The sequence below is a fragment of the Microlunatus endophyticus genome (assembly GCF_014646195.1).
Lineage (GTDB): Bacteria > Actinomycetota > Actinomycetes > Propionibacteriales > Propionibacteriaceae > Microlunatus > Microlunatus endophyticus.
The window spans coordinates 1-13179 of record NZ_BMMZ01000008.1 but is presented as its reverse complement, the minus strand read 5'-3'; the positions used below and the strand labels follow the sequence as shown (position 1 = coordinate 13179).

The following is a 13179-nucleotide window of genomic DNA, read 5'->3' as shown; positions in this document are numbered from 1 at the left end:
GGACGATCACCGGGCGCGAACGTCTTGCGGACAGCCGGAGTCCTGCGAATGAACCGAGCGGGCGAGTAGTTGGCCGTTGTCGCCGTAGGTTTGCGGTCATGGCTGAAGTTCAGGATTTTGATGAGATCAATGTGCAACGGATCAATCTGCGTGAGCCGGATGGTCGGTTGCGCTACGTCTTGGCCAATAGCGCCCGACTTCCGGGAGCGATCATCCGGGGTGAAGAGTTCCGTCCACACCGTTCCGAAGCCGGGATGATCTTCTACAGCGATGAGGAGACCGAGAACGGCGGTCTTGTCTTCGCCGGGAAGGAGGGTGAGTCTGGAGGTGCACTGTCCTTCGATGCCTACGAGCAAGATCAGGTGGTGCAGGTCATCGGACACACCACCGGATCATCGATGACTGCCGGTTTGGTGGTCAACGAGGTTCCCGACACTCCGATGGCTGAGCAGATCCGTATGGTTGAGGAGCTGCGTCAGCGATCTGACGGTGATCAGGTGCTTGATCAGATGCAGTCTGATGGCGCTTTCGGGCGTCGCCGGATGTTCGCCGGTGTCAAGGATGGTGATGCGGTGGTGGATCTGCGGGACGGTGAGGGGCGGTCTCGGCTGCGACTGAAGGTCACTGCGGGGGGCGCCGCATCTATCGAGTTCCTCGACGAGGATGGAGAGGTCTTGACGCGCCTGGCACCCTCTGACTGAGGAACGAAGCCGGGTAGATCAAACGATGCCGTTCGACCTCCAAAGTTCGGCGGGTGCCCGGTCATCGATCCGTCCCCTGCGGGGTGACTACTAGGGTCGAGCTGTGCTTGTTGCTGTCTTCTCTGACGTGCATGGCAACACCGTCGCGTTGCGAGCGGTGGTTGCGGCGGCTCAATTAGCGGCTGTTGACGCGTTCTGGGTAGTTGGCGATCTGGTGGCCAACGGTCCGCAGCCGGCCGAGGCTTTGGGGTTGTTGCGGTCGCTGCCGCACCTGACGGCGGTACGAGGCAACACGGACCGGTACGTGTTGAAGGGTGATCTTCGCGGCATGATCCCTGCGATTGATCAGCCGAGCACACCTCAGGAGGTCGCCGCGCTGGTGGACGCGTCAGCGGCGCACGCCTTGGACTCGCGGCTGCATCTCCGTCGCCGGCCACCGTGACTGGTTGGCCGACCCCCCGCTGGAGTCGCGGTATTGGCTTCCCCACGGCACGCGAGTGCTGCTGGTCCACGCCTCGCCGGGACGAGATGATGGTCCGGGCCTGACGGTCGAGGCATCCGATGCGCAGCTCGCGGAGCGGGGTTTTGCCGAGTGCGATGCCGACCTGGTGCTCACTGGCCACACCCATGTCCCGGCTGACCGCACTCTTGCTGGGGTCAGGTTGATCAATGTCGGCAGTGTGAGTCTGCCCACCAAGCCTCGAGGTGCAACCTGGACAATGGTCGACGCGGACGAGACTGGCTACCGGATTGAGCACATGGAAGCTGCCTACGACCTTGCAGAGGTGCTTGCTGCGTTGGAGGCCACTCACCATCCGACAGCAGCATGGCTAGAGCACAAGCTTGGCCGCGACGGTTCCGGTTGACAGTCAAGCCCGGTCAAGGATCCCTTGTGACACAGGGGCCGGCGTCAGTCCTGACGTTTCCACGGGAGGGCCCTCTCTGTAGAGGATCGGCTTGCGGTGAAGATGCCTGGTCGTGACTTTGGCGTCCGGCAGCGGAAGGTCTTGCGGGCAGTTGCGGGCAGTTAGTTGCCGAGGTCGTGGACCATATAGGAGTCGGCCGGACGATAGCCACAGCGCCGGTACAGCGGGATGGCCTTGTCGGTCGGGTTCAGCAGCAACTTGGAGAATCCCAGGCTAAGTGCGTCCTGCTCGATGGTTCGAAGAAGTCGGCCGCCGATGCCGGTGCCGCGATGCTCTGGCTGGACGTAGAGCAAGCTGACATAGCCCCAGCCGCCGGAATCATAGGTGGGCATCGGCATCCGGAAGTGGGTGAACATGTGGAGCAGGCCGACAAGCGCCACGCCGGTATCGGCAACCTGCCAGCGGCTGACTGCGGCGGTGTTGCGGTACCACTCACTGAAGCGGTCACCGAACTGCAAATCCGAAGCTGCCGAGAGTCCCTTCTGCTCCTCGGCGTGACTACATCGGAGCGCCGCTAGCACCGGCAGGTCAGAACTTTGGAGGATGCGGATCCGGAGTTGGTTCATGGTGTCTGCTCGATGGGTGGGGTGCCGAAGTCACCTCGGAGTGTCTTGGCCAGGAGCAGCGATAGTGGGATGAGCAGGAGGGCGCCCATGATCACCAGGAGCGCGAGTCGGGTGCCGAGCCAGGTGCCGAGTAGTCCGGCGAGGGTGCTGCCAACCGCGGAGGCACCAAGGACGATGAGGCGGATGACGGAGAAGGCTCGGCCGAGGAGTTCGGGCGGACAGATGGTCTGAGTGAGGCTGAGCGATAACACGTTGTAGGCGGCGACGCCGGCCCCGACCATTGCCCCGCCGGCGATGTAGAGCAGGACGCCCCACCCGGGCTGGGTCAGCGGGATAAGCAGGCCGAACGGGAGGGTGACCGCGGTGCAGAGCCGTAGGAGTCGGCCGTTGCCCAGTCGGTCTGCTGCCCTTGGGGTGAGGAGGCCACCGATGACGCCGCCGATCCCACCGCCCGCGAAGACCCAGCCGATGGCGCTGGCGGGGAGGCCGACGGTGCGGGCCAGGAAGACGGTGGAGAGGGCGTAGTAGGCGCTGAGTCCGCCGCCTGCGCCGACCAGGAAGATCGCCATAGTACGGAGCACGGGTCTTCCTAGCACCTGGGCGATTCCTTCGGTGATCTGGTGTGGCAGGCTGTCGATGGTCTTCTCCGGGCGGGGTTCGTCCTGGCGTATCGCTGTCAGCGCGACAGCGGAAAGAGCGAACCCGATCGCGTTCACGATGACCGCCAACGGGGCGCCGACGAGTTGGATGAGTAGCCCGGCGAAGCCTTTGCCGCCGAGGTCGGTGGCTGTGGTGGTGGTTTGTAGTTTGCCATTGGACGCGACGAGTCGGTCGGAGCTGACGAGTGTGGGCAGGAAGGCGTGCCAGGCCGGCTCGTAGAAACTCTGCAGGAGCGCCAGCGCGACCTCGACCGCGTAGAGGATCCACAGGTGCAGGACACCGGCTATCGCGGCGATCGGAATCGTGGCTACGATGAGCGCCCGGACCAGGTTGCTGCCGATCATCGCTCGCCGGTGTCGTGATCGGTCGGCCAGTGCCCCGGCTGGAAGGGCGACGAGGACAAAGGTGATCTGGCCCAACGCAGACAGCAGGCCTATTTGCAGAACCGAGGCGTGCAACCTTGTGACCGCGACCAACGGCACCGCCAATCCAGAGACGGTTGCCGTCAACGTAGTCAGCGTCTCACTCGTCCAGAACAGCCGAAAGTTCCGAACTGCGACGCTGGAATCCGTCGCATCTGGTTGAGATGCCATCGCGAGATCTCCGTATCGCCGAACGCCGTTGTTCGAGCAACACAATCGGTCGGTGATGGAGCCGTCAACCGTCTGCTACACAAAGTAGAGTCCACTCGACTCAATTTGGGCGGAGCGGGAATGCAACGCCGCCCCCTGAAGAGTCTCGATAGAGGATCCCAGGCGGTCGATGGTGTTCAGTCGAGGCGCCAGGGTGCATCGACGGAGACGGCACGGCCTTCTGTGACCCAGAAGACTCCGATGTGGAGGCGCCGAAGGGACGCGTCGACTCTCTCGATTCGGGACCGGTGGGCCTGGTCGTCGGGCAGGGCCATTGCTGCCCGGGTCGATTGCGATTGCGACACCCAGGTCATCGCACGCAGCACCGCCACTGCGACGTGGGTATGTACCTGGCCGCTGGTAAACGTCTTTCCGAATCGAGCGCTGTGCCCACGCGAGCTGCCGGACCCTTTCGCTTCGACTCTCAACACTTCGTTGCCTTTGGTGGCGACAATGTCGTCACCGTGTTCTGTGGCGTGAGCGATCGATTCAATGGTCCAGCCGTGCTCCGTGATGAACTCGGCCACTGCGTCGACGGCGTCGTCTTCAAGGAGCATGTCCGGAAGCTATCAGCGGCCGTCCCGAACTGGCAGCAGCGACGGTGACGTTGACTTCCGAAGGGGGAGCTGGCCCGACATCGCCCGGTCGTGGATCCTCAGCGGTCCAGCTTGACGACGCCCAGGACGGCGTCGGCCGCATGGTGGGGGTCGGCGAACCGGAAGCCGTCGCGTTTGCGGTCGGAGCGTCCCTCGTATTGGTGCAGCACGGCACGGAGTTGGCTGGCGTCGTAAACCGTCACGATGTCGAGCCGTGTCGGGTGTCCGCGGACCTCGATGGAGCCGTGATAGAAGCCCCAGCTGAGGTTGGCGAAGAGATTCATCCGCGGCGTGACGGTTCTTCGGAAGCCGAACAAGTCGATGTGCTTTCCGCTGATGTTGGCGTAGCGGTCTCCGGTGCGGTTGGGATCGTATCGATCAGTTCCCGTCGTCAGGATGATGTTGATCAGGTCGTCGACAGTGTGGTTGGGATGATCGTCGACGCTGAGTCCCCGGGCAACGATCTTCCTCCCCGCGAAGTGCTCGCGGATGGCATCGTCGACCAGCTGGCCGATCTCGGCGTGATCAGGCTCGTTGGCGACGACGCCGTACTGAGGCAGTGGAACGGTCACGACCACCATGCAGTGAGGATATTGGACGTGCTCATCGATCCCCAGCGGACACCGCCGGCGCGCTCATGAGGTGGCCCGGAGGGTTTGCCGGCACGGGCTGCTTTGCGCGGCTGTGGCCGTCGTCGGCTGCCGAACCGCTTGCGGGCAGGGCTTACTGACCGAATTACCTTGCCTGACGGGCGATGTGCTGGACAGACTCATCGGGTGCAGCCGTTCGAGACATCACGCCTGAACCTGCGCGATCCGCGGATGACAGATCGCCAGCCGTTAACCGAAATGTGGACCGACGCCGCGGTGGCTCAGTTCATGGCCGACTACGGTCCGCGAGATCCGGCCAGTGTACAGGAGTGGCTCACGCAGATCGTCCGAGCCGCTGATGACCGTCGGCAGAGCAGTCCAAGCTCGGTGCAGTTGACGTTGGCTCGCAAGGAGGACGGCGTTGTTGTCGGCTGGCTTGGACTCGGCGCGAGCAGCCGAGGTGTGGCTGATTGGGATTTCGGGTACGCCGTGCATCCGGGGCATCGTGGGAACGGCTACGCCGCCGAGGCGTTGGCCGGAGCGGTCGACGGCTGCCGGCGCCGATTCGGGATCGAAAGCTTCTGGGGCGAGTGTCACCAGACCAACGCTGCCTCCGCACGGGTCATGACGACTGCGGGCTTCTCTGAGATCGCGCCTAGTGACGACGGTAACCGGCGGTTCGTATTTAGAGCGTCCAGAGCTCTCACTTCTGCGTAGATGTCTTCTGGTTCGGTCGCCGACTTGCCGAGATGCCCGGCGCACGATCGGCTTGCGGTGACGATGCGTGGTCGTGATCTTGGTGTCCGGAGCGGAACCGCTTGCGGGCAGGATGGACTCCACAAAGTCGCGTGTGTTCGGCCATGTGCTGATCTCGAATCCGATTACCTGGGCCGGGTGGGTGCCAGGTGATGATATGCGACGTGGGTCTACGCCGGGTCTGGGCGATCACCAGACCAGCGGCTGCGTTCGGGTGGGCCCCAGTCATCCAGGTAGCGCTGCCAGACGTCGCGACGAGCGTCGCCACTTAGCCAGCGGATCTGGAACCCTTCGATTCGCCCGGTGTCCAACTCCTCCGGGGTGGGCCATGCGTAGTCCGGATATCGGCCTGGCGCTTCTAGAACAGCCTTGAGCTGCTCGGTGGGTTGCCATACCGGCCTGAGGCCTCGACGACCCACGAACTGGTCGATGTCGGCAAGGTAGATGACGACGTAGCCGACGTCGTGACCATCGTCGTCGATAATGGCTCCGACCCTGTCCTGGTCCCGGTAGGTGTCGTATGCCGGGTCATCGAGTGGATGAGGATCAAGATAGATCGACCAGGGCACGAACCCGGAACCTTTCCTGACGAGGGGCTTTCCGAGATCACCATAAGCAATTCAGGCCTGACCGACGGCACAAGCGGGAGATCTGGTCGGCCATCAGCGGTGGCAGCCCCGAGTCCCAGGATCGAGCCTGGTCAGGAATCCGTTGCGGACATGCCCCTGTGGCGGCCGGCTAGTCGACGGCGGGATCGTCTGGCTCGTCTAGCTGGCATGTTGTTGGATCGAAGGCTGGGAGGTAGTCGGCGATGGGGGTCGTTCGTGCCTCGCGGGTGAGCCCGGCAATCGACCACAGCCCAGTCTGATCACGTTCCAGCCTGAGCCAATAGGAGGGTGGAAAGGTGATGATGCCGTCGGGGTGAATGATCGGTGTGGGTCGCTGGGGGAGCCTGACCAGGTAGGGGTAGAACGCGATCGGGGGATCGGGCTGGGCGGAGGACGCGTCCATGACCGGGGTGAACGTGCACGACCGCAGTCGTTGCGCGACCTCGGTGTAGTCCCATCGGTCGGCGTCAACTGTCAGGTCGTTGAGCCGCTGCCGGGATTCAGTTTGGTGTTCTGGGTCGCTGAGGATCGCGGCGGTCCAGAGCAGTGCGGTGCCTAGGGCTGTTGTTCGATTTGGTTCGGTCGACAACGCCACCTGTTGGAGCACGGCGAAGTCGTCGGTTATGAAGGCAGCACGTGTCCCTGGTGTGATACTCACGGTCGTGACACTAGACGGCTTGAGGGCCGGCCCGGTCGAGGATCCCCAGCGGACACCGCTGACACGCTCAACCGGGTGCCCTGTGACGGTGCCCGGACGGCCTGCCCGCCAGAGTCCGCTTGCGGGCTGCGTACGCGGTGTCCGTCGGCGAACCCCTATCGGTCGAACCGACTGGGGTCGAGGTCTTGGGTGCCGGAGTCGATAGTCCAGGCGGCGGCGTGCGGCATCAGGGCCTCGATCGTGGTGGCGCGCACGCCTTGAGCAGTTGGAAGAAGCACACGGATGCCCGTGTGGTAGTCGAAGAGAATCTGTCGGTCGCGGCCGCATGGGCCAATAACGCCGCGACCATGATTGCCGACTGCGACGATTGCGCGGATTTGACGTGCACCGTTGGCCCGCGCGGTCCCAAGGGCGACCAGTTCGGCACAGGGTCCGCCCGTGAAGTGAGCCAGATTGACACCTACGTAGATCCAGCCCTCGGAATCACGGACTGCGGCCCCCATGGTGTGCACCCCGGCACCGTCGACGTGTGCCGTGTCGGTATTGGCGTCAATCACCGCACGGGCAGCCTGGATCAGTTCCTGATCGGCGTCGGTTAGCGCGTGCAGTGTCGTGTCCACGAAGGCAACGGTATCGACTTCGAGTCGCGGCCCGGTCAGCGATCCGCTAGAGGCCAAGGATTTCGTCGATCTGCTCATGCAACAGCGCGATCATCTGCTCGATGAAGCCGCGAAGTAGCTCGCGCTCGTCTGGCGCATAGGAATGGACGAGTCGTTGAAAGGCAATGTCGATCGGTGCGTAGAGGACAGTAATGCGCTCCAGCGCCGGACCGGGAACGAGAGAGACCAGGACGCGGCGCCGGTCTGTCGGGTCCACCTCGCGGGTGACGAGGCCGCGATCGCGCAGCCGGGTGATGAGGCCGGTGACCGACCCCGACGTGAGTCCGGTGTGGCGGACGATCGCGCCGGCGGTCTGCGGGCCGTCCCGCCCCAGAAGGTCGATGCATTGGAGCTCTACGACAGACAATCCCACAGCGGCGCCGACGGTGTGGTGGTACATAACCGTCGCCAAGCTCGTCTCTCTCCCGAGGTTCTCGAACTCGCGCGAGGTCGTCCGTGTCATGCTCGCATCGTATTCGCGTATTATCTTGGTAGCCAAGATAAACGGAGGGGCTGCCATGACGATGCGTATCGATCACGTCTACATCGAGGTGCCGGACCCTGAAGCCATGCAGGCTGCGCTCGCCGACCTTCTCGGCCTCGCCCTCGCGTGGCCTGTCAAGGACTACGGCGCGTTTCGGAGCGGCGGCCTTGCGCTGGGCCCGTTCAACCTTGAGCTCGTCCGATTCGCCGGCACCGATCCGCGGCCCGCCGAGCATCGGCTCGACGGTATCGCTCTGTCGGCGGCATCGCTCCATGACGCGGCGGCGGACCTCGCGTCGGTCGGTCGCGCCATGGGCGCGCCCCAGCCGTTCAGGGCTCAGGGATCCATGCTGTGGACGAACGCCGACGTGCCGGCGCTCCTGCCGCCGCCGACTCCAACGTTCGTCTGCATCTACGAGCCAGAGCTCAGCCGGGCGCTGGCTCGCGCAGCTGCGGCGCCTGCCCCCGCGGCGGATGTGGAAATCATCCTTCCTGCTGGCGAGCAAGCCTGTGCCTGGAGCCGTCTCAGGCTGCCGTGGACCGCTGGCACTGCGGTTGCGAGCCGTGTGCGCATCGTCGTCGATGACCCGGACACTGATCGGGCACAGCGATACCTCCGCGAGTTGCATCTGCCGATCCGGCTCGTTCGGACCCTTCACGACGGCCTCACCGCCGAACAGATGACTCCTAACACGGGTCCGGAAAGCCCTTGTCGGCGAGGCTGGTGACGTGATCACTCTCATCGAAGACCTGCTCGGCGCGACGATCCTTACCTTGGTGCTCGTCCAGCAGTTGCGCGTCCGCCGACTGCGCCACATCCCGTATGTCGGGTCGTTCCTGACCGTGATCGGAACCACGGCGTTCGTGATCCTCGTAGTCAAGCACGTCGTGACGGTCGATGAAGCCCTGTTGATGGTGTGCAGTCTCGCCGTCACCGTGGGGCTTGCGGTGATCCGGGGTGGCATCACTCGGCTGAGGCGCGATATCGACGGGACGATTCTCCGGCAGGGTGGCCTGCTCACGGTCGTCCTCTGGCTCGTCGCGATCGGGCAGCACATCGCCGTCGGTCTCCTGCTACCGGCCGGCGTCGGCCTCGCAACGCTGTCGCTGTTCTTCGGCGCCTCGCTCGTGACACAGGTCCTGGCACTCGATGTCCGCGCCCGGAATCTCCCGGACCGAGTCCGTGTCGGCTCATCGGCCCCGGCTGCGGGGAGCATCGTCCAGTGACAGTCGGCCGAAATGCCTCAAGACCGCACCGTCACAAGGGGAACCCGGCCGTCCGATCGACTTCGGTCTCCGGTGGTAGGCGGGCTGGTCAGTGTCCTGGCCGGATCTCTGACTGACTTTCTTCGACCAGTCCGCACTGGCCGCCGCTCGAGGCACGCCTGATCAGAACTCTCGAAACTCAGTGCCCGGTCGTCGATCGGCATGCGGAGCCGGCTTGCGTGGCACGATCAGGTGCGTGGATTCGGCCGTGTTGTTGACCTTTGACGAGTTGCGCGTGGTCGTTGATCCGTTTCGCAGGGAATCGCTCCTTCCTGGTGGTGGGGGATTGAGTCTTGCGGAGGTGATTCCGCCGCATATGACTGTTGCCTCACCTGCCTGTCCGGAGCCGGTCAGTGAGCTTGCCGGAGGCAGACTCCGGGAGGCTGTGGAGGGGCTGCACCAATTCAGTCTCCGGTTCTCAGAGGTCGGGACGTTTCGCCAGGGCACGGTCTTCATCGCCCCCGACCGCAGCGCCGATCTTGATCGGTTGCTGGCGAGAGTTGGTGAGGGGTTCGCCGAGTTCGGTGGTGTGCGGCGGGACCATGTTTGGCACCTCAGCGTGGCCCGGCGAGGTGGCGCGCAGTTGGCGGCGCGGTTCCGTGCGTCGTTCGAGCCAGTGATCGTCACCGTGGCCAGTGTCTCCATCTGGACGCAGGAGGTTGCGGGTTCGCCATGGTCGTTGCGCCACGCCGTCCGACTGGCTGACCCGGCCCGGTGAAGGAGCCTCTACGGACACTCGATCCAGGCTCGCCGCGGTGCCCGCTGAGGTTGCCCGATGGTCGGCCCGCCGCCGCGCCCTTGGCGGGCGGCCGACAGCGATTTCCGCTGTCGAACGGCTATCGGGCGGTTGGAAGCCTCAGATGCTGGCCGTCGCGTGCGGGCCGGGCTATCGTGCCGTTTGAGCGCGGCATTACCCGCTGTTGTCGGTCCGTCATGGAGCACTGGCGCGCTACGTCCGTAGTGACCGACCAGTGGAGTGCTCATGTTTGATCGCCATCGTCTTGAACAGATCCTCAACGCCGATTACGGCTACTACTCCGGCCCAGAGCCGTTGTGTGAAGTTGACGATCGGTTTCAGCCCGCCACGGCCGATTTCATCCGGTCCACGCTTCACCCGGAGCTGGCGATGCTTGATGTCGGGTGCGGTTCCGGGGCCACGATCCTTTCGCATGCGGATCGACTCGGCTCGGCTGTCGGTATCGACACCGACGCCGACCATGTCCGGCTCGCGCGACGCGCGCTGTCGGCGTCCGGACATACCAACGTCAGGTTCGAGCAGCTGGGCTTCGAACAAGCCACGGGTCCGGATTGGGATGACCGATTCGATCTGGTCATCTGCGAGCGCGGACCGATCGGGTACAGCGCCGAGAGCGTCAGGGTGGCGATTCGGCTACTGAAGCCGGAAGGTGCGTTGCTGGTCGAGATGATCGGTGACCTGCACCATCAGGAGGTCGCAGCGGCTTGGGGGACTCGGCGCCGCCAACCGGTGAACGCCTTGGACACCGTTACGGTCGCGTTCGACCGGTGCGACCTGGACATCCGCGTCGCAGCGAACTTGATCACCCGCCGGTTCTACCCGGACGTGTATGAATGGCTGAAGTTCCAGTGCTCGATCTGGGCCTGGTCCGGCAGACCGTTGCCGGAGCCGGATGATCCAGGACTGCAACGGTTCGTCGACCGATCCGCTGACAACACGGGCCGGGTCGTGACAACCCACCACGTCGTGGTGGTCGGCGGGGTGAAGCGATGCAGCAAGTAGCGGTCGCGCTGAGCCCAGCTGGTACACGGGTTGGCCGACCGGCAAGACAGCGGCCGCTCCTGGTCCTGGTGGATGGTTCGAATCTCCTGTGGCGTGCCGCGTACGGGTTCCCTGCGCGGGTGACCACACGCGACGGCCGTGATGTGACCGGTTTGTTCGGCTTCTTCGCCCTGCTGCGCAAGGCGCTGCACGAGCTCAGTAAACCCGTCGAGTGCATCGTCGTGTTCGACAGCGAGGCCGGATGGACGGGCCGCCGACAGGAAGACCCCACCTACAAGCAGCACCGGGAGAGCACGGACTTCTCACCGATCACCGCCCTGGCCGATATCCAGCGCGGGCTAACCGAGTTGGGGATCGTTTGGCAAGAATCCGGCGGCTGGGAGGCCGACGACGTCATCGCCACTTACGCGGTCCGGGCCCGGACGCGCAACGTGTTGATCATGTCAACCGACAAAGACTTCTATCAGCTGTTGGATCGGCCGCGGATCGCCCAATTGAACACCGCGCGGTCAGCCGAGCGCAGAATCATCACGGGCCTGGAGGTTCGCCAACGATTCGGCATCGCACCGGAGCAGTGGTGTGACTACCGCGCCCTGGTCGGCGACCCCAGTGACGGCATCCCCGGTGTGCATGGCATCGGCCCGATCCGCGCCCGTCGGTTGCTGGCCGGCGGCCTCAACCTCGACGGCCTTCTATCGTCGGGTCGACTCACCGGCACCCATGGCCGCCGCCTCATGGACAACTTCGACGCTGTCCGCGATTGGCGGCAACTCATCAGGTTGCGCACCGGCATCCTCACCGCAGCGACAACGACCGGCAGACCGACACTACGACTACCACTCGCGGCAGTGACGCTCGAAAAGCTAGGAGTCTGGTAACTCGACGCAACCCTGCCACCGATCGCCCGATAGCCGCCCGGTCAACGGGTCTCGCCGCGAGATCACCGGGCACGATGTTGATCCGGAGCACGGCCCGGTCATCCATCGCCCGGGAACTGCCCGGCAGCGGGAGCTACCCGCCTGATCACCGGGCACCCGACTCCGCCGAGGGACCGGCCCGGATCCGGATCCCTTGTGAAACAGGGGCCGGCGTCAGTCACGACGTTTCCACGGGAGGGCCCTCTCTGTAGAGGAACGATCACCGGGCACGGGACCTCGACTGGGCAGGGAACCACTATCGGACAGTCCTGGTCCGGGCAGTGGAGAGGGCCTGCTTGAGGCGGAGCAGGTATTCGGCCGGATGTGAGGGGTCCTGTAGATCCGGCATGTCGAACAGGTAGCGGCACTCGTCCGGGCTGATGTGTCGGCTGAACACAACGGGGTCGTCGATCAGGCCGTTCAGCATAGGTGTACCGAGTCCGAAGAGGTCGATGACTTTGGGGTCGCCGGTTTCGGACAGAAGTATGTGGCGATCGCCGATGTCCACACCTACCCACCAGCGTTTGTGATGCTTGCCCCACTGGTCCATCGCCTCGACCTCGCGACGGAGCATCCGTAGCTGGTCGTCAGCTTCGTCGGGACGTTCCCAGCGGTGTTCGAAGTTGGCGATTGCTGCTGGGTCGGCTGGTTCAGGTGTTCCATGACGGTCAGATGTCCACCGCCTTCCAGCTTGCTGGCGAGGTGGATGTCTGACAGATACGGGTTGCCTTGACATCGAGAGCACAGTTCGACGAAGAACCGGTAGCCGGGATCGAAAGGGGCTAGTCGGGCGACCAGTTGGCGGCTGGGTGATTCGTAGGCGTATGCCCAGTCTCCCTGCGCGAAGCGGGACCAGCCGAGGGCGTGCAGAAGATCCTGGGCTTCATGATGACTGCAGTCTTCCCAGTTGGGGGCTAGGAGCGGGCGAACTTCGCTTGACTGCACCCAACGGAGCTTGCCACCCCCGTTTTTTGGCCGCACTCCGATTTCTATCTGTGGCTCCTCGCGGTGGTCTCGCAGGCATCCGGTCGGGGTGCCCGGTCAAGACTCCGCTATCGAGACAGAATTTGATCACGGTCTGGCTGGCACGAGCCTGTCTCGAAAACGGAATCGCCTCCGGGCATGGAAGGGGCTTCCGGCGGCGGAGGAGCGAGCGCTGCGGAGGAGCGGGCATTGGCCGGCTGCGCAGGGAGCACGGCCCGTGTGCCGCGGGATGGGCTTGACGCGGAGGCTGGCCAGAGAGAATAGTGACTACTGTGGTAGTCACTGTTGGGGCGGAGGTTTTTGCGGGCCTCCGGTCGGTGGGTTTGACCGACAATGAGTCGCGGGTTTTTGTGGCGTTGCTGTCTGGTTCGGGCCGGTGGGGCTTTGAGGGGATGACGGGCTATGAGGTGGCGAAGCG

Annotated in this window: 18 protein-coding genes; 9 read left to right on the top strand and 9 right to left on the bottom strand. The window is 64.3% G+C overall.

Annotation, left to right across the window (positions count from 1 at the left end; translation table 11 throughout):
* Positions 1-98 precede the first annotated feature (98 nt).
* The 3 genes from IEY07_RS15530 to IEY07_RS15520 all read left to right on the top strand — a co-directional run bounded on the left by IEY07_RS15530 (position 99) and on the right by IEY07_RS15520 (position 1567).
* Positions 99-701, top strand: coding sequence for a hypothetical protein (locus IEY07_RS15530; RefSeq protein WP_188896314.1), 603 nt, complete (start codon positions 99-101; stop codon positions 699-701).
* A gap of 103 nt (positions 702-804) precedes the next feature.
* A complete protein-coding gene (locus tag IEY07_RS15525) occupies positions 805-1143 on the top strand; it encodes a metallophosphoesterase (RefSeq protein WP_188896313.1) in 339 nt (112 codons plus the stop codon).
* Positions 1144-1198: 55 nt separating this feature from the next.
* The gene (locus IEY07_RS15520) at positions 1199-1567 is read left to right on the top strand and encodes a metallophosphoesterase family protein (RefSeq protein WP_188896312.1); all 369 of its coding nucleotides are present in this window, start codon (positions 1199-1201) and stop codon (positions 1565-1567) included.
* A 161-nt stretch (positions 1568-1728) separates the two neighbouring features.
* Here the strand turns inward: IEY07_RS15520 and IEY07_RS15515 are convergent, their stop codons facing one another.
* The 4 genes from IEY07_RS15515 to IEY07_RS15500 form a co-directional block, all read right to left on the bottom strand.
* Positions 1729-2193, bottom strand: coding sequence for a GNAT family N-acetyltransferase (locus IEY07_RS15515; protein ID WP_229670161.1), 465 nt, complete (start codon positions 2191-2193; stop codon positions 1729-1731).
* Positions 2190-3446 (bottom strand): MFS transporter, encoded by a 1257-nt coding sequence (locus IEY07_RS15510; RefSeq protein WP_188896310.1) that lies wholly within the window; start codon positions 3444-3446, stop codon positions 2190-2192. Before IEY07_RS15510 ends, IEY07_RS15515 begins: the two co-directional genes overlap by 4 nt.
* Before the next feature lie 176 nt (positions 3447-3622).
* Positions 3623-4042: a hypothetical protein gene (locus IEY07_RS15505; RefSeq protein WP_188896309.1), complete on the bottom strand. Its 420-nt coding sequence runs from the start codon at positions 4040-4042 to the stop codon at positions 3623-3625.
* A gap of 98 nt (positions 4043-4140) precedes the next feature.
* The gene (locus tag IEY07_RS15500; RefSeq protein WP_188896308.1) at positions 4141-4662 is read right to left on the bottom strand and encodes a hypothetical protein; all 522 of its coding nucleotides are present in this window, start codon (positions 4660-4662) and stop codon (positions 4141-4143) included.
* Between the two features lie 195 nt (positions 4663-4857).
* Here IEY07_RS15500 and IEY07_RS15495 point away from each other — a divergent pair, with 195 nt between their 5' ends.
* Positions 4858-5388: a GNAT family N-acetyltransferase gene (locus IEY07_RS15495; protein ID WP_188896307.1), complete on the top strand. Its 531-nt coding sequence runs from the start codon at positions 4858-4860 to the stop codon at positions 5386-5388.
* Positions 5389-5597: 209 nt separating this feature from the next.
* Here the strand turns inward: IEY07_RS15495 and IEY07_RS15490 are convergent, their stop codons facing one another.
* From IEY07_RS15490 to IEY07_RS15475, 4 genes are all read right to left on the bottom strand, one after another.
* Positions 5598-5996 (bottom strand): hypothetical protein, encoded by a 399-nt coding sequence (locus IEY07_RS15490; RefSeq protein WP_188896306.1) that lies wholly within the window; start codon positions 5994-5996, stop codon positions 5598-5600.
* Between the two features lie 169 nt (positions 5997-6165).
* Positions 6166-6693, bottom strand: coding sequence for a hypothetical protein (locus IEY07_RS15485; RefSeq protein ID WP_188896305.1), 528 nt, complete (start codon positions 6691-6693; stop codon positions 6166-6168).
* Between the two features lie 155 nt (positions 6694-6848).
* On the bottom strand, positions 6849-7313 hold the full coding sequence (locus IEY07_RS15480) for a cytidine deaminase family protein (RefSeq protein ID WP_188896304.1): 465 nt from the start codon (positions 7311-7313) through the stop codon (positions 6849-6851).
* Between the two features lie 46 nt (positions 7314-7359).
* Positions 7360-7815: a MarR family winged helix-turn-helix transcriptional regulator gene (locus tag IEY07_RS15475; RefSeq protein ID WP_188896303.1), complete on the bottom strand. Its 456-nt coding sequence runs from the start codon at positions 7813-7815 to the stop codon at positions 7360-7362.
* Between the two features lie 55 nt (positions 7816-7870).
* On the opposite strand from IEY07_RS15475, the gene IEY07_RS15470 reads away from it, so the two are divergent.
* From IEY07_RS15470 to IEY07_RS15450, 5 genes are all read left to right on the top strand, one after another.
* Positions 7871-8563, top strand: a complete 693-nt coding sequence (locus IEY07_RS15470; RefSeq protein WP_188896302.1) for a hypothetical protein — start codon at positions 7871-7873, stop codon at positions 8561-8563.
* 1 nt (position 8564) lies between these two features.
* Positions 8565-9062, top strand: a complete 498-nt coding sequence (locus IEY07_RS15465; RefSeq protein WP_188896301.1) for a hypothetical protein — start codon at positions 8565-8567, stop codon at positions 9060-9062.
* A 235-nt stretch (positions 9063-9297) separates the two neighbouring features.
* Positions 9298-9819, top strand: a complete 522-nt coding sequence (locus IEY07_RS15460) for a 2'-5' RNA ligase family protein (RefSeq protein ID WP_188896300.1) — start codon at positions 9298-9300, stop codon at positions 9817-9819.
* Positions 9820-10083: 264 nt separating this feature from the next.
* Entirely contained in the window at positions 10084-10860 is a 777-nt protein-coding gene (locus tag IEY07_RS15455; protein WP_188896299.1) for a class I SAM-dependent methyltransferase, read from the top strand.
* Between the two features lie 68 nt (positions 10861-10928).
* Positions 10929-11738 carry a 5'-3' exonuclease gene (locus IEY07_RS15450; RefSeq protein ID WP_268239228.1) on the top strand — a complete coding sequence of 270 codons (810 nt, stop codon included), beginning with the start codon at positions 10929-10931 and terminating at the stop codon, positions 11736-11738.
* Positions 11739-12033: 295 nt separating this feature from the next.
* Here IEY07_RS15450 and IEY07_RS15445 read toward each other — a convergent pair whose 3' ends face one another.
* Complete coding sequence (locus IEY07_RS15445) at positions 12034-12351, bottom strand: hypothetical protein (protein ID WP_188896297.1); 318 nt, start codon at positions 12349-12351, stop codon at positions 12034-12036.
* Between the last annotated feature and the right edge of the window lie 828 nt (positions 12352-13179).